We start from the raw sequence: 18,873 nt of genomic DNA on the forward strand, positions 1-18,873 counted from the left end.
ATCAGCGTCGTCTTAGATCCACTTGTTGTGCTTGAACGCCAGGTACAGGACGAAACCCATGGCCACCATCAGGCCCAGCGCATAGGGGTAGCCATACGTCCACGTCAGTTCGGGCATATTGGTGAAGTTCATGCCGTAGATGGACGCCACCAGTGTGGGAGCAAAAAGGATGGCAGCCCAGGAGGATATGCGCTTCACCTGCTCATTCTGCTCAAAGCTGGACTCGGTCATGCGCTGCATCTCATCGTTTTGCCGCTGGGCCACCAGGGCCGCGTTGACGGCGAGCGCGTTCTGGAGCAGGGCCCGGAAGGAGGCTACGCGCTCGTTGAGCCGGATTACGTGGTCCAGGACATCCCGGTAGTGGTCCCTGAGCTCGCCGGCCTGCTCGCGGTCCGGGGTTCCGGCCATCAGGGCCTGCAGGATTCCCGAGAGCGGACTCGTGGCCCGCTGGAAGATAATGACCTGGCGGGACAGTTCGTAGATCCTGCGGGAAACGTCCGGATCGGCCCCGAACAGGTCGTCCTCGATTTCGTCGATGTCGTTCTCCAGGCCGGCCACAACCGGCTCGTATTCATCCACCACCTGGTCCAAAATCCCGTACAGCACGGCGTCCGGCCCCAGGGCCAGGAACTCCGGCATGGACTCCATGCGCCGGCGGACCTTGGCCAGGTCCGGGGACTCGGCATGCCTGACGGTGACCACGTACTCGTCGCCGGCAAAGACGTGGATCTCGCCGAAGTCCACTTTCTCCTCGTCGTCGCGGTACCGGGCGGGGCGCAGCACCAGGAACAGGCACTCGCCGTAGTGCTCCAGCTTGGCCCGCTGGTGGCCGGCAAGGGCGTCCTCAACGGCCAGGGCGTTGAGATCGAATTCCTCCCCCACGGACTGCAGTTCCTCCGGGTCGGGCCGGTACAGGCCTATCCATGCCATTCCCTCGCGCTGGCGGAGCAGGAAGTAGGTCTCGTCCAGGTCCTCAGGGTCCTCCGTGCGCAGTCCGTTGACGTAGACCGCGTTGTCGATGATGGTCATTGCCCGGCCTCCCGCTCGTGTTCCCAGTCGTCCAGCAGTGCCGGCGGCCGGGAGTTGAGGAAGCGGTAGAACCGCGCCATTTCCGCTACCCGTTTGCGTGCCGGCGAGCCTTCGGGGAGGGTTCCGGCTGTGGCGTCCGTCAGTTCCGCGAGTTTGTCGTAGATGGGACTGTTCCGCATGGACACCACGTACCACTCATCCTCGTGCAGGGCGTAGAGGTCGCGGCGGCTGCCCGGTTGGGAGACGCGGTGGACGAACCCAACAGTCTGCAGGTAGCGCACGGCCCCTGACACGGCGGCGGCGCTGGCGCCCAGCCGCTCCGCGAGTTCGGCGGCGGTAAGGCTCCCCTGTTCCGAGGACACCAGCGCCAGCAGCGTCCGTGCCGGCATCTTGGGGAAGCCGGCCGCGGCGAAGGCGGCAGCAGTCCTTTCGGCAGCGGCGGCGGTCAGTTCCGGAGTCTGCGTATCGGCCACGCCCGTGTCCGCGCTCATTCCGAGGCAACCTCCCGCCGCCGCATCATTGCAACCGCCAGCGCGCCTGCAGCGGCGGCAATCATCAGCATCCACCACGCACCGCTCCAGTCCGTGGCAGCCCCGCGCGGGACCGGTGTATGGGCGAATGGGGACAGGTCGCGCAGGCTTTGGTCGATGCCCAGCATGGCCCCCAGGATTCCCAACACCACGCCAAGGGCCAGCAGCGCCCAGCCGGCGGCGATGGTAGCGACGGGCCAGAGAACGAACACCAGGGCCGGTACGGACAGGTAGATCAGCGCCGCCGGCAGCTGGGCCACGGCGGTCTGCCAGAGCGCATCTGCCGGCATGGTCCCGTCACCGGAGCCGGCGAGCGTGGCCCAGGCCCCGACGCCGGCCAGGCCCACCACCAGCACCACGGCTGCTGCGCCCAGCACCAGGTACCCGGCCAGCCACCGGACCCGCCCCACCGGGGCGGACAGCAGGAGTTCGGCGGTTCCGGCCGCTTCCTCCTGGCGCAGCCTGATGACGGCCTGGAGTGCGCAGGCCGCGGCCAGGACCCCGGCCATGGAGAACAGCACCGAAACCATGAGCTGGGTGAGCGAGGTCCCCTGGGACTGGAGCATGGCGCGCAGCATGGCGGTGATGTTGGTGTCCGGGGTGTCGACGGCGGCAATGGCCTTTCCCAGTGAGCCCGCCAGCAACCCCAGGGCCAGCCCGCTCAGGCCCCAGCCAATGATGGAGCCCGCCTGCAGCCGCAGGGCAAGGGCCACCGGGCTTCGAAGTCCGGGACGTGCGGCGGCTCGTCCCGGCCTGGTGCCCCACACGCTGGCCGCGCTGTCCCGGGTGCGGAGGATCACCCACGCTCCCCCAAGGCAGGCGGCGCCCAGCGCGAGTGGCAACAGCAACGGCCAAGCCCTGTCTCCCGAGAAGGCGAACGTCTGCTGGCCCCAGCCGATGGGAGAGAACCAGCTGGCAGCCCCCTCGGTCATGGTGGTCCCGCTGGCACCCGGCGTTCCCGTGGCGTCCCCGATCCCACGGAGCACGTAGGCCAGGACCACCAGGGCAGCGGACACGCCGTTGGCGCCGCGGGAGGTCCCCATGAACTGGGCCACCAGCAGTCCCACGCCAAGGAAGGCGAGGCCGACGACGCCCGTTGCGGCTCCGGCTGTCAGGGAACCTTGGGGCTCCAGCCCCTGCGACATGAAGCCGCCGTAGACCGCGAGTGCCACGAGGAGGTTGGCGGTGATGCCATGGAGCAGGGTGGCGGTGTTGGGGAGCAGGCGGCCCGCGGGAGTAGAAGCGACCAGTTCCGCTGCACCGGTTTCCTCGTCCGCCCGGGTGTGGCGCACCGCCAGGAAGGTGCTCATCAGGCCAGCCAACAGTGCCAGGAACGCGTAGATCAGGAAGAAGGTGAAGGCCCCCTGGTCCGCGCCGCGGGGCAGCCCGCGCAGCATCAGGATGGCGGGGGTTGCGATGGCCACCTGCAGGATCTCGGTGCGGCTGGCCACGCTGCCGTAGGTCTGGGTGACAGCGGCGGCTGCGAACAGCGCGAAGGCTCCGATGGCCACCACCCAGCTGAGCAGCTGCCAGCGGTCCCGGCGCAGCCGTTGCCCCCACAGGACCAGGAGGACCGCCATTTCAGCTCCGCCCCCTCGCGCCCAGCAGGTGCCGGCGGCCGCCATGGTTGCCTTCAGCCACCGGTTGGGCCGGGGCTTCAGCGCTGACGGACGCATCCCCGTAGTGCCGCAGGAACAGCTCCTCCAGCGACGGCGGCACGATGGTTAGGCCCTGCACGCCCAAGGCGCCCAGGGCGGGGAGCACTTCCGCAATCCGGTCCGAATCGGCGCTGAACCGGACCCTGCCGGCGTCGACGGCCAGGTCGTGCACCGCGGCAAGGCGGGCCAGGGCCTCCGGCTCCAGGCCGTCCGCGGCGAACGAGACCTCGGATCTGGTGAGGTGGCGCAGGGACTCCAGCGTGCCGCCGTCGACAATCCTGCCGGCACGGATGATGCTCACCCGGTGGCACAGCACTTCCACCTCGGACAGGATGTGGCTGGAGAGCAGCACGGTGGCCCCGCGGTCGACGGCGGCCAGCAGCTCCCCGCGGAAGACCTCCTCCATCAGGGGGTCAAGGCCGCTGGTGGGCTCGTCCAGCAGGTACAGCTCGGCTTCGGTGGCAAGGGCTGCGATCAGGGCCACCTTTTGCCGGTTGCCCTTGGAATAGGCGCGCCCCTTCTTGGCGGGGTCGAAGTCGAACACCCGGCACAGGCGGTCCTTGCGGCGCCGGTAGGCGGGGCCGTCCGCCGTACCGCCGCGCAGCCGGGAGAGCAGGTCAATGGTTTCGCCGCCGGAAAGATTGGTCCAGAGCCGGACGTCGCCGGGAACATAGGCCAGCCGCCGGTGCAGCTCTGCCGCCTGCGTCCACGGCTCGAAGCCAAGAACGCTAACGGACCCGGACGTCGCCCTGGCCAGGCCCAGGAGAACGCGGAGGGTGGTGGACTTCCCGGCCCCGTTGGGCCCCAGGAAGCCATGGATTTCGCCGCTCCTGACCTCCAGGTCCAGTCCGTCCAGGGCCCGGACCTGGCCGAAGTGCTTATGCAGGTTTGCTGTCTGGACAACCGCGTTCATCCTTCAAGTCTTCGAAGTTTTCACAATTTTGTGAAGGTACTAAAGTCCCACCTATGACCCCCGACAACCCGACGCCCGGCGCGCAGGCCACGGCGCCTCTCTATGCGGCAGGGTTCGTCACCGCGTTCGGGGCCCACAGCATCGCCGCAGGTCTGGGCGCGCAGAGCGGCAACATCGGCCTGACCCTGCTCAACCTCGGTATCCTGCTGGCCCTTTACGACGTGGCGGAGGTGTTCCTGAAGCCGGTCTTCGGAGCGCTCAGCGACCGCGTCGGAACCAAGCCTGTCGTCGTCGGCGGACTCGTTGCCTTCGCCGCGCTGTCCCTGATTGGTTTGGGGGCGGCGGACCCCCTGGTCCTTGCCCTGGCCAGGCTGGGACAGGGTGCGGCCGCCTCGGCGTTTTCACCGGCGTCATCAGCGATGGTGGCCAGGATGGCCCGGGGCGGCAAGGCTGGGACCTACTTTGGCCGCTACGGATCGTGGAAGAGCCTGGGCTACATCGTCGGGCCGCCGCTGGGAGCCGGGCTGATCCTGGCCGGCGGCTTCCCGCTGCTGTTCGGCACGCTGTCGGCGCTGGCGGCCGTGACTGCGCTGTGGGTGCTGGTGTCCGTGCCGCACCTGGCGCCGCTGCCCCGGAAACGGTATACGGTGATGGACCTCGCCCGCCAGGTGGGCGAACGCCGTTTCCTGGTGCCCACGCTGGTGCTGGCCGCCTCGACGGGCGCCCTGGGCGCCGCCGTCGGCTTCCTCCCGGCGCTGGCCACGCGGCACGGCATGGACGCCTTCGCGGGCACGGCCGCGGTGAGCGTGGTGGCGCTGGGCTCCGTCCTCACCCAGCCGTGGATCGGCAGGCTGCGGGACCGGAACGCCGTCACCGACAATAAAGGCGCGACGACGGGCCTGCTGCTGATTGCCGCCGGCATCGGACTGGTTGCCGCCGCCCCCGGCGTGGTCACCATCTTCCTGGCCGCGGCGTGCATAGGAACCGGCATCGGCGCGGTGACGCCGCTCGGTTTCGCCCACCTGGCGGACACCACGCCACCCGAGCGGATGGGCCGCACCATGGGCTCCGCGGAACTGGGCCGGGAACTGGGCGACGCCGGCGGACCCCTGCTGGTGGGCGGCATCGCCACGGCCACGGCGCTGCCGTTCGGGCTGGCCGCCCTGGCGCTGCTGGTGGCCGCCGCAAGCATCCCCCGCCTGGACCCGGTCAAGCCCGCTTCCTGAGCAGCCTTCCAGTTTTTTGTGTCACCCTTAACCGCGATGACTTCTTCACGGCAACTGCCCACCAGGACTCTGGCCCGCCCCGCCCCGGGCTCGGCGTTCCTGTTCGTGCTGTCCACCGTGGGGTGCATTGCGGGCCTGGTTGCCACCTACTGGTTCTTTGTCCAGACGGCCACCGGACAGTTCATCGATGAGTCGGCCCTGGTGGAAGCCGTGGACATCCATGGGCCTGCCGGCAAGGCTGCCACCCAGTTCCTCGATTGGCTGCCCACCATCTCGCTGGTGATGGCCGCCGTCGTGGTGCTGTTCGTCACGGTGATCCGGCGGCACTGGGCAGAGGCAGGGATTGCCGTGGCCGCCTGCATAGCGGCCAACGTGGCCACCCAGGTCCTGAAGGACCTGCTGCCGCCGCGCCCGGACAAAGGCGTACTGACGCTGGAACTGAACTCGCTGCCCTCCGGGCACACCACCCTGGCGGCGTCCGCTGCGGCGGCCGTGTTCCTCATGGCGTCCCCGCGCTGGCGCCCCATGGCGGGCTTCGTCGGGGGGACCTTCGCCATCGCCTCGGGAGCGTCCACCCTGATCAACCAGTGGCACCGCCCGGCCGACGTGGTGGCTGCCTTCCTGCTGGTGGGGGCCTTCATGATTCCGGCCGGCTGGCTGATCCTCCGCCGCGGCTCCTGGAACGAGTGGGACGGGTTTGGCCAACACCTCGGTTCTGCCCGGATCTGGCTCGCGCTGCCGGTGCTGATCGGGCTCGCCTCGGCCGGCGTCGCGGTGTATTCGCTGATCAGGATCGCGCCAAGCCCCTGGCAGGAGACCAGCACCACCAACTACTTCTGGGCCGGGATCTCACTGATTGTGATCGCGGGCTACCTGGCCACCGTTGCCACTACGTCATTGTTCGCGTTTGCGGCGCGACGGCGGGACGCGCCGCGCCTCTGACCGGTCACCCCGGGTTGGGTATCACCCGCTGGGCTGGCACGAGAATGCTCCGCGCAGGGAAATCCTGATCAGACCTTGAGCGAATTGAACACGGCAGCTTGAGCCGCGGTGTGAATAGTTACAGGTGCCCGGGCGGCGTCTTGAAGCAGGCGCCGCCGGGTACTCCCTCCCGCGTCATACCTCGATCCAGCCTTACGGCAGGGGATCCAGCCGCTTACGCAGGAGGCAGAACTCATTGCCTTCCGGATCCTGCAGGACGTGCCACTGCTCGTCCCCGGTCTGCCCTACATCAGCCGGCCGCGCTCCAAGAGCCAGCAGGCGTTCCAGTTCGGCATCCTGGTCCCGGTCCACGGGGTTGACGTCGATGTGCAGCGGAAGCCGCCCCGTCCGTGGATTGCTGCTGGGGCTCAGGAAGATCGTTGGCTGCGCTCCCCCGAATCCGGCGTCCGGCGGCCCGATCTCAATCGCGCCGTCCTCCCGGTCGAGCTCCACGTAGCCAAGGACGCCGCACCAGAACCGCGCCAGCAGCTCGGGGTCTGAGCAGTTCAGGACCAGTTCGCTGATTCGGCATGACATGGTGCCAGTGTACGGAAGGGCTACAGCTGCCTGCCGTAGGACACGGAAGGGACGCGCACCCCCCGCCGACGCGGATATTCGTACTCGAGCAGCGTGTTACTTTTCGCGGCCCGCATGCCGGCAGCGGAAATGCACCTGCGCGTCGGAAATGAAGATGTGGATCGCCAGCTCGGCGGGAGACGGTGCCACTGCATGGGGGGAGGCAGCGGCACCTTCTTCCGCCGAGCTGGCCGGAGGAATCAGGGGCTTCAGACTTGGCGGCCTGTGCCTGGAGTGCTGTTCTTCATCGTGGATACCCCGGACTTTTATGGGTTCGGTTTGTCCAGCTGCGGACAACAATGCCCGGGCAACCTCAGGACGCGAGGGGGTAAAGAGTCAACAAATGCTCAAGGTATTTGAAATTTCAAGCAGTTCTGGGCTGCGCTGATACCCGAAGGCGCCGACTGGGCAGGCTGGGTGCCCGCGGCTCAGGAAACCGTGTAGGAGTTCAGCGGCCTGCCCGTGCTGCCGTAAGTGAGGTCCAGGACCAGGAGGCCCTTGCGTTCCAAGGTGCTCAGGTAGCGCTGGGCCGTTGGGCGGCTGACCCCGAGCTGCTCGGCTATTTCGGCGGCATTGACGGGCCTGCGTGCTGCCCGGACGGCGTCGAACACTTTCTGCATTGTTGGCTGCAGGCGCGGTGCCGGGGCCGCAGCCTTGATCCCTGCCAGCCGCGCTTTGTACAGGTTGTCGATCGTTGCCTGGTTTGCCGTCGACACCGATTCCAGCTCTTCCCGCCACTTCCGGTAGGCCTCCAGCTGGGTACGAAGGCGCTCGAAACCGAACGGTTTGACCAGGTAGTAGACGGCTCCGCTGGCCATCGCGGACTTCACCGTTGCCAATTCCTGGGCGGCCGTGATCACGATGCAGTCAACCTGCGTGCCGGCCGCCTGCAAAGACCGCAGGAGGGAAAGCCCGTCTTCGTCCGGCAGGTGGATGTCCAGCAGGAGCAGGTCCGGGTCCAGGCGCCCAATTGCCTCGCGCGCGGCGGCCGCGCTGTACACCTGGCCCACGCACTCGAACCCCTCCACCCGCGCCACCCGGGACGCATGAATGCCCGCAACCCGGAAATCGTCGTCCACTACGAGCGTCTTAATCAACGCGTGCGCTCCTGTCGTCAACCGTTGCCTGCGTCTTTGCCGGCAGCCATACCTCAAAGTTACCGCCCGGCCCTGGGAACACATCCAGCGTTCCACCTGCCCTGCGCACAATCCTGCTCACCAGGGCAAGCCCGATGCCCCGCCGCATTCCCGGCCGGGAGTCCTTGGTGGAGTACCCGTCCACCATCACCTGGTCGATCTTGTCCGCCGGGACGCCGGGCCCGTTGTCCCTGACGGAAATGAAGACCCCGTCCGCGTCGTCGAACTGCACCGTCACCACGCGCGGCCTGGGCGTATTGGCGAGCGCATCCACGGCATTGTCCAGGAGGTTCCCCACAATGGTCACCAGTTCTGCGTGATCCACTTCCGGATGTTCCAAACGGGAGTCCTCGGTCACTTCCATCTGCACGTCCTGTTCGGCGGCAACCGCCACCTTGGCCAGCAACAGCGCCGCGAGCTCCGGCGGGGCGATGGTGGCGCGCAGCCGTTCACCCAGCGACCTGGACATCGCGGACACCTGCGAAACATACCTCTTGGCCTGCTCCAGGTCCCCCATCTCCAGCAGACCGTCAACGATATGGAGCCGGTTGGCGTACTCGTGTTCCAGGGCCCGCATCGCTTCCATCAGGCCCTGGATGGAATGCAGGTCCCGCACCAGGCTTTCGATCTCGGTGCGGTCCCGCAGCGTGACCACGGAACCGATGCTGCGGCCTGCGGTGGAGACGGGCATGCGGTTGACAACCAGCAGTGCGTCATCGGTCAGCGCCACCTGGTCGGCCCCCGGGAGCCCGCCCGCGAGCAGGTCCCGGAGCCGGCCGTGCGGCAGCAGATCTGCAATGGGCTTCCCCAAAGCTTCCCCCTCCAGGTGGAGGAGGCGCCGGGCCTCCTCATTGATCACTGTCACCTTGCCGTGGTCATCGAGCCCGACGACGGCCTCACGGATACCGTGCAGCAGCGCCTCCCGTTCCTGCAACAGGGAGGCGATCTCGGCCGGCTCCAGGTCGAAGGTGACACGTTTGATCCGGCGTGAAAGCAGCAGCGACCCCGCGACCCCCAGGGCCAGGACCAGCGCGGAGAATCCCGTGATCAGCCAGATGTTCTGCAACTGGTTACTGAGGACCTGCGTGTCCTCGATACCCACCGACACCTGGCCTATCACCGCGCCGTCCGCACCGAAGACAGGAGCCTTGGCGTTGGCGGACCGGCCAAGGCTTCCTGGGTCGAAACCAACGTGGGTTTGACCGTCCAGGACCGCCACCGGTTCCTCCAGCCTGCGCCCGATCAGGCTTGGGTCGGGGTGCGAGAAGCGCGTGCCCTCTGTATCGGTCACCACCACGTAGTCAGGCCGGGCGGCAGTCATGACCTGACGGGCGATTCCATTGATGACGTGGTCAGGGTCCCCGGCCGGGAGGGCTGAGCGGATTTCCGCCATCTGTGCGGTGGTTGTCGCAATGCCCAGCGCCCGCAGCTGGTACTGCTGGTCCAGGGTCTGGTTGCTGACCATCGAAAACAGGAAGCCGCCCAGGGCCACCGTGAAGAGCAGCAGCGACAGCGAGGCCAGGAGGATTTGGGCTGTCAGCGTGGAAAATCGCCGACCTGTCCGGAACCGCCGCCGGGCCCAGGATCCCTGGCTCATTCCGGCCCCTGCTGAAGGGTTTTGATTGGGGAGCAGAAAATGCACAAAACGTGCACTTTTGCGGCTAAAGCACACATCTTACTGAAGTCTTTCTGGCCGGAATGATCACTTCCTAAGCTTCACACAGTTCCAGTGATGCACATCACGAACCTGAACTACATGAACAGAAGACAGCGAGGTCTTGCAATGAAGACACCCCACACAGCCCGGCCGCCCGGCCTGCCCCATATAGCCGGAGAAGGCGCCCGCATTGACGTCACGGGCCTGACCAAGCGCTACCTCACGCCGAAGGGCGAGACCTTCACCGCCATCAGGGACGTGAGCATGACGGTCGAACCCGGGCAGTTCTGCTCCATCGTCGGACCGACTGGGTGTGGCAAATCCACCACCCTGGCCCAGGTCTCCGGCCTTGAGCACCCCAGCGCGGGATCGGTGAGGGTCGGCGGAAACCTGGTCGAAGGCATCACCAACGGAGTGAGCTATATGTTCCAGGCAGATGCGCTGTTTCCCTGGAAGAGCGTCCTCAGCAACGTCATGATGGGGCCCATCCTGCTGGGAATGCCAAAGCGGGAGGCCACCGACCTTGCCCGGGACTGGCTGCGCCGTGTTGGGCTGGCCGGATTCGAGGACCGCTACCCGCACCAGCTCTCGGGCGGCATGCGCAAGCGCGTCGCCATGGCGGCTGCCCTGATCAACAATCCCCGGATCCTGCTCATGGATGAGCCGTTCGGAGCACTGGATGTGCAGACCAAGGCCATCATGCAGAACGAACTCCTCAAGCTGTGGGAGGAACTGCGCCCGTCGGTCCTGTTCATCACCCATGACCTGGACGAGGCCGTGGCACTCTCCGACCGGGTGGTCATCATGACCAGCAGCCCCGGTTCCATCAAGGACGTCTTCGACATCGACCTCCCCCGGCCCCGCGGCAACGTCCAGGAAATCCGCCACGAGGAGCAGTTCCTTGACCTGCAGGGCCGCATCTGGGAATCCCTCAAGGATGAGGTCACGCGCGCGTACGCACTGACGGCAGGTGCGGCATGACGGCACTTACCCACAATGAAACGCGCAAAGGCGAAAAAGCAGTGGACACAGAGGCAGCAGCGAAGGATGCGGGCCGGCTGAAAGCGCGCCGCCGCTCCACGTCCATCTGGATTGGCCGGATAGCCCTCGCCGTCGCGGTGGTCGGCGGCTGGCAATGGTTCACCACCGAAGGGTGGGTGGATAAGTTCTTCTTCGGCCAGCCATCCGAGATCTGGGACAGCCTGGTCCGGCTCTTCACTGAAGGCACGGCCTTCGGCACCATCTGGGAGAACCTGGGGGTCACTGCACAGGAGGCGTTCCTGGGTTTCCTGCTCGGAACCACCGTGGGCGTGGTTCTGGGCATCCTCCTGGGCTCCAACAAATACCTGTCCGCCGTCGTGGGCCCCTACATCAGGATCGTGAACTCCATTCCGCGCATCGTGCTCGGCTCGATCTTCATCGTGGCATTCGGCCTGGGCGTCTTCCCGAAAATCCTGCTCGCGGCCGTACTGGTCTTCTTCGTCGTGTTCTTCAACGCCTTCCAGGGCGTCCGCGAGGTGGACCAGAACCTGGTGGCGAACGTCCGGGTACTGGGAGCCTCGCCCTACCAGGTGGCGATGCACGTAACCATCCCGTCCGCCATGACGTGGATTATCGCCAGCCTCCACACGGCATTCGGCTTCGCGATCATCGGCGCCCTCGTTGCCGAGGTGCTCGGCGCACAGAAAGGAATAGGCCTCATCATCAGCCAGGCACAGGGAACGTTCGACCCCAACACTGTCTTCGCCTGCATGGTGATCATCGCCGTCGTCACCCTGTTTGCCGAATCCCTGATCAACATGCTTGAGCACAGGCTCCTCAAGTGGCGTCCGCCGAACCGTTCAGAGGCCCAGGCAATCTGAGCCCGGAACAGCCTTCCCCCCGCAGTACCAAGAAAAAACATGTCCCTGACGGGACCAACAAAAGGATGCGTACAACAATGATGATGAAGCGCCCTATCCTCGCCGCCGCAGCTGCCGGAGCCGTTGCCCTCAGCCTGGCAGCGTGCGGCAACAGCACCACCCCCGCAGCCAGCGGCGGTTCGGCAAGCGGAAGTGCCTCCGCTGACAGCAGCACCATGCCCACAGTGAAAATGATGGTGGGCGGCATCGACAAGCAGATCTACCTCCCCTACCAGTTGGCGCAACAGCTGGGCTACTACGAGAAGTATGGGGTCAAGATGGAACTCTCCACCGAGCAGCAGGGCGGCGTTGGTGCTGAGGAAGCCATGGCGTCCGGACAGGTGGATATGGCTGGAGCCTGGTACATCCACACCGTGGACTTCCAGGCCAAGGGCAAGAAGGTCACCAACCTCATCCAGCTGTCCGGCGCCCCCGGCGAGCGCATCATGTGCAGCCCCAACGCCAACGTCCACTCCGGCGCCGACCTCAAGGGCAAGACCGTCGGCGTGACGGACCTCGGCTCAGGGACTGACGAGCTCACCCAGTTCATCGCGTCCAAAGCCGGCCTGTCCAAGAACGATTACCACACCATTGCCGTGGGCGCCGGTGCCACGGCCATCGCCGCCATCCAGCGCGGCTCCGCGGACTGCGTGATGACCACCCAGCCGACGGTCGGCGCGTTGGAATCGAAAAACCTGGCGGTGCCGGCCATTGACCTTGCATCGGCGGACGGCGCCAAAGCGGCCCTTGGCAGCACGCTGCCGTCGGCGGGTTTGCTCGCCCAGACCGACTGGGTGAACAGCCACCAGGATGAAGCCCAGAAGGTAGTGGACGCGCTGGTGGACACCATGCACTGGATCAGCACCCACTCAGCCCGGGAAATTGCGGACAAGCTGCCACCGGCTTTCGTCCAGAACAGCACCATCAGCAAGGACGATTACGTCAAGGCCCTCGACCAGGACAAGGGCCAGTTCCTCCCGGACGGCATCATGCCCGCCGGTGGCCCGAAGACAGTGTTCGATGAGGAGAAGACCATCGGGGTGGACACGTCCAAGGTCAACATCGCCGACACGTTCGACCAGAAGTACGCGCTGGCGGCACTCAAGCTTGAGGGCTACACGGCTACCACCACCCCCGCAGGTACCGACGGCTAGGAAAGCCCAAAAATGATAGGCCGTGCTCCCCCGGAAAGCCCACGCTTTCCGGGGGAGCACGGCCTTTACCGCGCGTGCGGCCACGCAGCGCCGTCAGGCAGGAAGGTCCAGCTGCTCCACGATGATGCGGGCCGTTCCGGGGTCCCCCAGGATACGAAAGTGGCCCGCCACCGGCAGTTCGATGTTCGTGGCACCGGGAAGGACGCTGCCTTCGGGGATATGCGGATCGAACGGCCCGTACAGGGATGTGATGCGGCTGTTGACGGTCAGTTCACGGGACATCTGGAGCGTCAGCGGGTTCCGCGGGGAGAAGATCCGCAGGCTGGGCAGCAGCATGTAGCGGGCGTAGCGTGATCCGGAAAAGGGGGCGCACACGGCGATCATCCGGTCGATCCGGTGCTCGGGATCCAGGGACAGCATGGTGTATTTGCCAATCAGGCCGCCCTTGCTGTGCGCCACCAGGATGGCATTGTGCAGCCCCGCCTCCTCCACGTGCTGGGCCACCAGCCTGGCGGCGTCCGGCACCTTGAGCTTGTTCCGCTGAAGCACCGTCACCACGTGCACGGGATGCCCGGCATCGTGGATTGCCTGGATGAGCGGCATCATGAACTGCCAGTTTTCGTACACTCCGGGGATGATCAGCACGGGCGCCTTGGTGCCGTTGCGGAAGGACTCCGGCTGCACGCGGGACAGGAATCCGCGGACCTGCCACCCCGCGGCGTACACATAGTCCTGAGCCCACCACACAGCCTTCTGCAGCGGACTGATGCGGGCGGCGGCGCCGGGATCACTCATGTGTCGAGAATAGCCTCGGCCAACGCCCTACCCACCAAACCGGGCCGCAAACACACCCTTAGTAGTTGCGGCGGTGCTTCAGGCGGGGAATCACGACGGCGAACACGGCCGCCGCCGCAAACCCCAGGATGCCCGTGGCTGAGATCCCCGGGCCCAGGGAGGCGAGCGCCGTCACCCCGGAGAGCAGGACTGGGCCGCCGGTGGAGCCCGCGTCCGCCATGAACCGCCAGAGGCCCAGGAACTGGCCGCGGCCGCGGTCCGGGGAGAAGTCGGCGCCGAGGGTCATCACCAGCCCGGAGCTGATGCCGTTGCCGAAGCCGATCAGCAGCGCCGCCAGCAGCAGCCCCGCAAAGGAACCGGTGAGCGGGATCAGGAGCAGCGCGGTGCCCATGATCAGCGTGGACGGAACCGCCACCCACTGCCGCCCCTTGCGGTCCATGAGTCTTCCGGCGGGATAGAACACCAGCATGTCGATGGCGCCGGACAGCCCGTAGATAAGGGACGCGGAGGTGGCGTCCATGCCCAGGTGGTCGGACCAGAGCGGAATCACCACCTGGCGCGAGGACCGCAGCGCGCTGAGCAGCAGGATGCCCATGCCGAGCGAAAGGAACACGCCCGCATGTGAGACGGCGACCCTCCGCAGCGTGGGCTGGGGGCCGGCGTCCCCGCCTGGCTGGACGTCCGGCGTCGTAAGATCCGGGATGGTGAGGGACAGCAGCGCGGCGGCCGCCATCGCCGCCACCCCCACCCAGTAGGCACCCGCGATGCCAAGGAACTGCATCGCAGCCGCCCCGGCGAACGGGCCGATGAACACACCGATCCGGTTCACGCCGCCCAGGGTGGACAGCGCCCGGGCGCGGAAGGGCACGGGCACGGCCTCGGTGAGGTACTTCTGCCGGGCCAGGCCAAACACCGCGCCGGACATCCCCACGACGGTCATCGCCGCGGCGAGCAGCCACAGCCCGTTCGGGGCCAGGGCGGACATGGCGGCGGCGGCCAGGGCCAGGCCGGCTGCGACGGCGGCGCCCACGATGGACCAGCGCTCACCGAAACGGAGGGTCACCAGGGATGCAGGGAGGTTGAAGAACCAGGACCCCAGCCCGATCAGGGTGACGATCAATGCCGCGACAGCCACGGAGGCACCCAGTTCGCGGGCCGACAACGCCACTACCGGGAGGATGGCACCCTGCCCGATGCCGAACAGGAGCGTGGGACCAAAAGCGGCCACGGCAATTTCGCGCAGGCTGAAGGGCTGGGGATCATTCGGGGAAGTCATCGGATTTATCCTATGGCCGCTCCCTTTCGCCGCAGGATGGGGTGTGAGGCACCCGACAAATCCCGTGCCGGGCGGCGTGCATAGGCAGGCTCAGCGTGCCTTGGGCGAGAACCCGGCCAGCGCGCGGAACAGGTTGATGATCTCCGCCACAGCACCGATGATCGAGCCCACGATTCCAAGCACCAGGAAAACCCGCACCAGCACCGGCCAGCCGGACCAGCTCCCGCCGAAGTCGAAGGGGAAGAACTCCCAAAGCCGGAGCACCGCCGCCAGGCCAATACCCATAGCCACCAGGTTCCCGAGGGCCAGGAGTGCCCTGGAACGGATCACCGCGCAGACCACGTTCACGATGATGCCTGCAACCAGGGTGGCATTGATGAGGTCCAGCACGCGGGCCATGTCCGCCGTCAGGAAGGGCAGAACCTGCCAGCCGGGCCAGATGTTGATCCCGTAGAGCAGCAGGGCGTTCACCACGGCGGAGCCAACGCTGCCGCTGCGGCTCGGGTGGATTGAGGTCCTCTCCGCCATGGCAACAGGGTCGCCCTGTGTGCAGCGGGGCCGGAAGTGCCGAAGGTCCCACCGGCAAGGGTCAGCCGGTGGTCAGTATCCCTCGAGAAGTTCCCTGGCTTTGCCGTTGACGGCGGCGTTCACCAGTTCCTCGGCCACAATATGCAGTTTGACGTTGGCGTGCTGGCTACGGGCGGCCAGCATCTGGAACGCAACCGGCGGTTCCACCCCCTGCAGTGCAATGATGATTCCCTTGGCCTGCTCAATCACGGCCTTGTGCGCGTAGGCGCCCTCGATTGCTTCAGTAGCCGCCTGCTGGGATTCGATGCGGAGGCTCTGGGTCACATCCACCATGAACCCGCGCGCCTGCTCCACCCGGCCGGAGGCTGCAGCCTCTGCCTGCAGAGCAGAAAACACGCGCCGTTCCCTCCCTGGGACGTCGATGACGCGGTGCAGCAGGGCTCCCTGGCCTCCCGACTGCAGCAGGTTCTTCCACACGGCACGGAGCGGCTCGCGGTCCTGCGGGTGTTTGTGCGCCATCAGCAGGTCGAAGGTGGGAACCACCTCCCCCCGGCGCAGTCCGTGGATGCGGAACATCCCCTCGGACCATTTCATCTTTCCTGTGGCCACATCCAGTTCGAAGGTGCCGGACGGGCACTCGGTACCGGCGCGAAGCGGAAAAAGGTAGGTATCATGGTTTGACCACATATCTTTCTCCAAAGTCGGCTAAACACCCCAGTCGGCTATCGGCATCACACTAGCCCAAATTCCTTCCGCGCGAAGCAGGCGAAAGACCCGGGGTCGGCAAAAAGCGGGGGTCACAAAAGGCCCCGCGAGGAGTAGCGTTCGCCTTATGGGGCACTGAAGCGCGTCCCAATCCAAGGGGAGGTCAATTCATGGGTGAAGTATGGATCCGCACGCTGGGCAACGGGCTGGTCCGCGCGGACCGGGTCACCGAAATATCTTCCACCCGCGGGTCCCTTCATGAGAACCAGGGGTTTTCACTGAAGGTCATCGTGGACGGCAAGGGCCACGTATTGATTGACGACGGCGACCTGCAGGGTTCGCTGCCCGAGCGGCTGGAATACGCAAGGCACATGGAGGATGCCCTGCTCCTGGCCATCGACGAAGCACGCGGGAACGAGGCCTCCATAGTGATCTCATATGAGCCCGAACGTGAGCGGTGGTCGGCTGCACCCGTTTCCGTATTAACAGGAAGACTCCCCGAGGTCGTCTGAACCGGGGAGTCTTCGTCCTGCCCGGGCGCGGTTGGTACCCGGGCAGGAGCCCTAGCTGTGCGTCGGTTCCTCCACCAGCGCGGTGGCGATACTGGCGGCATCCTCCAGCGCCGCGAGGAACCGCTCGGCATCCAGTGCGGCAGCGCAGCCGGTACCGGCGGCGGTAATGGCCTGGCGGTACCGGTGGTCAACCGCATCGCCGCAGGCAAAGACTCCCGGCAAATTGGTGCATGTGGTGGGCGAATCCACCTTGATGTAGCCCTCCTCGTCCAGGTCCACCTGGCCGGCAACCAGGTCAGTGCGCGGCAGATGGCCGATGGCAACGAAGATGCCGGTGGCGTCCTGGTGCCGGGTTTCGCCGGAGCGGGTGTCCGTGAGGGTCACGCCGGTGACCTTTCCGTCGCCGTGGATGGCGGTGACGGCGGAGTTCCAGGCGAAGCGGATCTTGGGGTTGTCCTTGGCGCGCTGGGCCATGATGCGGGACGCGCGCAGTTCACCCTTGCGGACCACGACGGTCACGGACTTTCCGAAGCGGGTCAGGAAGGTGGCTTCCTCCATGGCGGAATCGCCGCCGCCCACCACGATGATGTCCTGGTCGCGGAAGAAGAACCCGTCGCAGGTGGCGCACCAGGAGACACCGTGGCCGCTGAACTTCTTCTCCTCCGGCAGCCCCAGTTCCTTGTACGCGGACCCGGTGGCCAGGATGACGGCCGGGGCCTCGTAGGTCTCCCCTCCCCCGGTGACCACGCGCTTCACGGGACCCTTGAGGTCAACGGACGTGGCGTCGTCGTACTCGATCCGTGCGCCGAACTTCTCAGCCTGCTGCTGCAGGCCGTCCATCAGTTCCGGGCCCTGGACTCCGGCAGGGAAACCGGGGAAGTTCTCCACCTCGGTGGTGTTCATCAACGCGCCGCCGGCAGTGACGGACCCCGCCAGGACCAAGGGGTTCAGGGCGGCGCGGGCGGCGTAGATGGCGGCGGTGTAGCCGGACGGGCCGGAGCCGATAATGATCAGCTGTTCTTTGCTCATTGGGTGTCCTTCGGTGGCGGTACTGCGGGGGCGTGCCCGCGCTGCTCGGGCGGGGGTTCGATGACTAGTCAATCACCAGGTCCGATTCTTTCACTGCTTGCGGGTGCACGCCCCTGCAAGCTGGGCGGCGAAAGAGGCCGGAGCGTGGTTCCAACCTACCCACGGCCGCCCAACTGAGAGGAAACTGCACTCGATGTAATAAACGTCACTGTGTTGCGCGCATCACATTGGTTGCCTAATCTAATGGAGGCTTAAGCAAACAGGCCATGCAAGAAGCTGCAGCGTCGCAGCCAATGCCGGGGAAGGCTTTACAACTTGAACTCAAAGCTAAACATCGTGGTCCGGGTTGATCTGGACCACAGCAAGGCCCAGGTGATTGCAAAGGGGCATATCACCATCCACAGCGTCAACGCCCTCTATGTCGTCGCTAAGCGTGCCAAATCCCTCAAGGGAGGACTGGACCTGGAACTGGATGTCTCCAGCGCCCTGGTGGACCAGGAGGCGCTGGACATGCTCCGCACCGCCTCGGAAACAAGGCACCTGCCCGCCAAAATCGATCCGGCGCAGGTGCCCTGCACCATCAGCGTGCTGGCCGGGCGCCGACATCCACGTCCCTCCGCAGGCCGCCTGGCCGCCTAGCAGTCCCGGCCGCTCGCGGCGCCCACCTTTCGGGCCAGAACCGGCCGTCCACTCTTTCCTTATCCACTCCAGACGACCCGGAGTGCAGCTGCATCTGAACAGACGGATGGCTGCACTTCGGGGACACGCGGACTATGCAGCCCCAGCCCTCCCGGCCCGGGGCTGCAACCACATTTAGGCCAGCGGGCCGCCGGCCAGGAATTCCCGGAGCTCCAGTGCGCTGAGGCCGGCCGCCCTGCCCAGAGCCTCCTGCCCCACGCCTGCGCGGGAGGCGCTCCGGACAGCGTTCTCGAACCGTTCCTGCGCTGCGTCAAGCTCCCATTGAAGGCTCTCCAGCCGGGCCGAGGCCAGGCGGACGGCTTCGAGGGGCTCACCGTCTGTCCCCCCGTCCACCCTGTGGCCGCACGGGCAGGTCCATTCGGCTGCGCCCAGCTCCAGCGGCGCCCATCCCAGTTCGGCTATGGCAACCGGGGCGGCCGTCATCGCCGCGCCGCAGTGGAAGGGAGCAGCCGGGTCCTCGAGCACCATGGGCGCTGATGCATGGCGCGGAACTTCATCATGTCCCGGGACGGGGAGCGACTCTCCCGGTGCCTGGGGTTCAAGTACTGCAGTCATGCGAGCCGCCATC

20 protein-coding genes are annotated in these 18,873 nt (G+C 66.4%); 7 read left to right on the plus strand and 13 right to left on the minus strand.

Going from position 1 to position 18,873, the window contains the following annotated elements; genetic code table 11:
* Window positions 1–12: 12 nt before the first annotated feature.
* From corA to AB0313_RS05495, 4 genes are read right to left on the minus strand one after another with little or no spacing between them, the layout of a single operon-like run.
* The gene (gene corA / locus AB0313_RS05480; protein WP_141942967.1) at window positions 13–1,029 is read right to left on the minus strand and encodes a magnesium/cobalt transporter CorA; all 1,017 of its coding nucleotides are present in this window, start codon (window positions 1,027–1,029) and stop codon (window positions 13–15) included.
* Window positions 1,026–1,520, minus strand: coding sequence for a MarR family transcriptional regulator (locus tag AB0313_RS05485; RefSeq protein WP_366304111.1), 495 nt, complete (start codon window positions 1,518–1,520; stop codon window positions 1,026–1,028). The genes corA and AB0313_RS05485 overlap by 4 nt, the downstream gene beginning before the upstream one ends.
* The gene (locus AB0313_RS05490) at window positions 1,517–3,139 is read right to left on the minus strand and encodes a hypothetical protein (protein WP_366304113.1); all 1,623 of its coding nucleotides are present in this window, start codon (window positions 3,137–3,139) and stop codon (window positions 1,517–1,519) included. The genes AB0313_RS05485 and AB0313_RS05490 overlap by 4 nt, the downstream gene beginning before the upstream one ends.
* 1 nt (window position 3,140) lies before the next feature.
* Window positions 3,141–4,130 (minus strand): ABC transporter ATP-binding protein, encoded by a 990-nt coding sequence (locus tag AB0313_RS05495; RefSeq protein ID WP_366304115.1) that lies wholly within the window; start codon window positions 4,128–4,130, stop codon window positions 3,141–3,143.
* A gap of 53 nt (window positions 4,131–4,183) precedes the next feature.
* Between AB0313_RS05495 and AB0313_RS05500 the strand changes: the two genes are divergently transcribed.
* Together AB0313_RS05500 and AB0313_RS05505 are read left to right on the plus strand one after the other, a co-directional pair.
* Window positions 4,184–5,356, plus strand: coding sequence for an MFS transporter (locus AB0313_RS05500; RefSeq protein WP_366304117.1), 1,173 nt, complete (start codon window positions 4,184–4,186; stop codon window positions 5,354–5,356).
* Window positions 5,357–5,392: 36 nt separating this feature from the next.
* The gene (locus AB0313_RS05505) at window positions 5,393–6,298 is read left to right on the plus strand and encodes a phosphatase PAP2 family protein (protein WP_366304119.1); all 906 of its coding nucleotides are present in this window, start codon (window positions 5,393–5,395) and stop codon (window positions 6,296–6,298) included.
* A gap of 192 nt (window positions 6,299–6,490) precedes the next feature.
* Here AB0313_RS05505 and AB0313_RS05510 read toward each other — a convergent pair whose 3' ends face one another.
* From AB0313_RS05510 to AB0313_RS05520, 3 genes are all read right to left on the minus strand, one after another.
* Entirely contained in the window at window positions 6,491–6,874 is a 384-nt protein-coding gene (locus tag AB0313_RS05510; protein ID WP_307304661.1) for a VOC family protein, read from the minus strand.
* A gap of 467 nt (window positions 6,875–7,341) precedes the next feature.
* Window positions 7,342–8,010: a response regulator gene (locus AB0313_RS05515; protein ID WP_366304121.1), complete on the minus strand. Its 669-nt coding sequence runs from the start codon at window positions 8,008–8,010 to the stop codon at window positions 7,342–7,344.
* Entirely contained in the window at window positions 8,003–9,646 is a 1,644-nt protein-coding gene (locus AB0313_RS05520; protein WP_366304123.1) for a sensor histidine kinase, read from the minus strand. The genes AB0313_RS05515 and AB0313_RS05520 overlap by 8 nt, the downstream gene beginning before the upstream one ends.
* Before the next feature lie 186 nt (window positions 9,647–9,832).
* Between AB0313_RS05520 and AB0313_RS05525 the strand changes: the two genes are divergently transcribed.
* The 3 genes from AB0313_RS05525 to AB0313_RS05535 all read left to right on the plus strand — a co-directional run bounded on the left by AB0313_RS05525 (window position 9,833) and on the right by AB0313_RS05535 (window position 12,761).
* Window positions 9,833–10,687 (plus strand): ABC transporter ATP-binding protein, encoded by an 855-nt coding sequence (locus AB0313_RS05525; RefSeq protein ID WP_366304125.1) that lies wholly within the window; start codon window positions 9,833–9,835, stop codon window positions 10,685–10,687.
* The gene (locus tag AB0313_RS05530) at window positions 10,684–11,568 is read left to right on the plus strand and encodes an ABC transporter permease (protein WP_307304672.1); all 885 of its coding nucleotides are present in this window, start codon (window positions 10,684–10,686) and stop codon (window positions 11,566–11,568) included. Before AB0313_RS05525 ends, AB0313_RS05530 begins: the two co-directional genes overlap by 4 nt.
* 77 nt (window positions 11,569–11,645) lie before the next feature.
* Window positions 11,646–12,761: an ABC transporter substrate-binding protein gene (locus tag AB0313_RS05535; RefSeq protein ID WP_366304127.1), complete on the plus strand. Its 1,116-nt coding sequence runs from the start codon at window positions 11,646–11,648 to the stop codon at window positions 12,759–12,761.
* Between the two features lie 93 nt (window positions 12,762–12,854).
* Here the strand turns inward: AB0313_RS05535 and AB0313_RS05540 are convergent, their stop codons facing one another.
* The 4 genes from AB0313_RS05540 to AB0313_RS05555 form a co-directional block, all read right to left on the minus strand.
* Window positions 12,855–13,556, minus strand: a complete 702-nt coding sequence (locus tag AB0313_RS05540; RefSeq protein ID WP_366304129.1) for an alpha/beta hydrolase — start codon at window positions 13,554–13,556, stop codon at window positions 12,855–12,857.
* Window positions 13,557–13,614: 58 nt separating this feature from the next.
* On the minus strand, window positions 13,615–14,832 hold the full coding sequence (locus AB0313_RS05545; protein WP_366304131.1) for an MFS transporter: 1,218 nt from the start codon (window positions 14,830–14,832) through the stop codon (window positions 13,615–13,617).
* Between the two features lie 90 nt (window positions 14,833–14,922).
* The gene (locus AB0313_RS05550; protein WP_366304133.1) at window positions 14,923–15,360 is read right to left on the minus strand and encodes a hypothetical protein; all 438 of its coding nucleotides are present in this window, start codon (window positions 15,358–15,360) and stop codon (window positions 14,923–14,925) included.
* Window positions 15,361–15,432: 72 nt separating this feature from the next.
* Window positions 15,433–16,047: a PAS and ANTAR domain-containing protein gene (locus tag AB0313_RS05555; RefSeq protein WP_366304135.1), complete on the minus strand. Its 615-nt coding sequence runs from the start codon at window positions 16,045–16,047 to the stop codon at window positions 15,433–15,435.
* Window positions 16,048–16,235: 188 nt separating this feature from the next.
* Between AB0313_RS05555 and AB0313_RS05560 the strand changes: the two genes are divergently transcribed.
* A complete protein-coding gene (locus tag AB0313_RS05560; RefSeq protein ID WP_141940444.1) occupies window positions 16,236–16,577 on the plus strand; it encodes a hypothetical protein in 342 nt (113 codons plus the stop codon).
* Window positions 16,578–16,628: 51 nt separating this feature from the next.
* Here the strand turns inward: AB0313_RS05560 and trxB are convergent, their stop codons facing one another.
* Window positions 16,629–17,606, minus strand: coding sequence for a thioredoxin-disulfide reductase (trxB, locus tag AB0313_RS05565; RefSeq protein ID WP_366304137.1), 978 nt, complete (start codon window positions 17,604–17,606; stop codon window positions 16,629–16,631).
* A 315-nt stretch (window positions 17,607–17,921) separates the two neighbouring features.
* Here trxB and AB0313_RS05570 point away from each other — a divergent pair, with 315 nt between their 5' ends.
* Window positions 17,922–18,245 carry a hypothetical protein gene (locus AB0313_RS05570; protein WP_307304691.1) on the plus strand — a complete coding sequence of 108 codons (324 nt, stop codon included), beginning with the start codon at window positions 17,922–17,924 and terminating at the stop codon, window positions 18,243–18,245.
* Between the two features lie 174 nt (window positions 18,246–18,419).
* Here AB0313_RS05570 and AB0313_RS05575 read toward each other — a convergent pair whose 3' ends face one another.
* On the minus strand, window positions 18,420–18,860 hold the full coding sequence (locus AB0313_RS05575; protein ID WP_366304139.1) for a hypothetical protein: 441 nt from the start codon (window positions 18,858–18,860) through the stop codon (window positions 18,420–18,422).
* Window positions 18,861–18,873 lie beyond the last annotated feature (13 nt).

It is taken from the genome of Pseudarthrobacter sp. NPDC080039, from assembly GCF_040702335.1.
GTDB lineage: Bacteria > Actinomycetota > Actinomycetes > Actinomycetales > Micrococcaceae > Arthrobacter > Arthrobacter enclensis_A.

Coding starts and splice junctions, on each gene's coding strand:
- AB0313_RS05485 (WP_366304111.1), bottom strand. CDS start 1,520: ATGAGCGCGGACACGGGCGTGGCCGATACGCAGACTCCGGAACTGACC.
- AB0313_RS05520 (WP_366304123.1), bottom strand. CDS start 9,646: ATGAGCCAGGGATCCTGGGCCCGGCGGCGGTTCCGGACAGGTCGGCGA.
- AB0313_RS05560 (WP_141940444.1), top strand. CDS start 16,236: ATGGGTGAAGTATGGATCCGCACGCTGGGCAACGGGCTGGTCCGCGCG.
- AB0313_RS05555 (WP_366304135.1), bottom strand. CDS start 16,047: ATGTGGTCAAACCATGATACCTACCTTTTTCCGCTTCGCGCCGGTACC.
- AB0313_RS05545 (WP_366304131.1), bottom strand. CDS start 14,832: ATGACTTCCCCGAATGATCCCCAGCCCTTCAGCCTGCGCGAAATTGCC.
- trxB (WP_366304137.1), bottom strand. CDS start 17,606: ATGAGCAAAGAACAGCTGATCATTATCGGCTCCGGCCCGTCCGGCTAC.
- corA (WP_141942967.1), bottom strand. CDS start 1,029: ATGACCATCATCGACAACGCGGTCTACGTCAACGGACTGCGCACGGAG.
- AB0313_RS05525 (WP_366304125.1), top strand. CDS start 9,833: ATGAAGACACCCCACACAGCCCGGCCGCCCGGCCTGCCCCATATAGCC.
- AB0313_RS05550 (WP_366304133.1), bottom strand. CDS start 15,360: ATGGCGGAGAGGACCTCAATCCACCCGAGCCGCAGCGGCAGCGTTGGC.
- AB0313_RS05540 (WP_366304129.1), bottom strand. CDS start 13,556: ATGAGTGATCCCGGCGCCGCCGCCCGCATCAGTCCGCTGCAGAAGGCT.
- AB0313_RS05510 (WP_307304661.1), bottom strand. CDS start 6,874: ATGTCATGCCGAATCAGCGAACTGGTCCTGAACTGCTCAGACCCCGAG.
- AB0313_RS05505 (WP_366304119.1), top strand. CDS start 5,393: ATGACTTCTTCACGGCAACTGCCCACCAGGACTCTGGCCCGCCCCGCC.
- AB0313_RS05490 (WP_366304113.1), bottom strand. CDS start 3,139: ATGGCGGTCCTCCTGGTCCTGTGGGGGCAACGGCTGCGCCGGGACCGC.
- AB0313_RS05495 (WP_366304115.1), bottom strand. CDS start 4,130: ATGAACGCGGTTGTCCAGACAGCAAACCTGCATAAGCACTTCGGCCAG.
- AB0313_RS05575 (WP_366304139.1), bottom strand. CDS start 18,860: ATGACTGCAGTACTTGAACCCCAGGCACCGGGAGAGTCGCTCCCCGTC.
- AB0313_RS05535 (WP_366304127.1), top strand. CDS start 11,646: ATGATGATGAAGCGCCCTATCCTCGCCGCCGCAGCTGCCGGAGCCGTT.
- AB0313_RS05530 (WP_307304672.1), top strand. CDS start 10,684: ATGACGGCACTTACCCACAATGAAACGCGCAAAGGCGAAAAAGCAGTG.
- AB0313_RS05500 (WP_366304117.1), top strand. CDS start 4,184: ATGACCCCCGACAACCCGACGCCCGGCGCGCAGGCCACGGCGCCTCTC.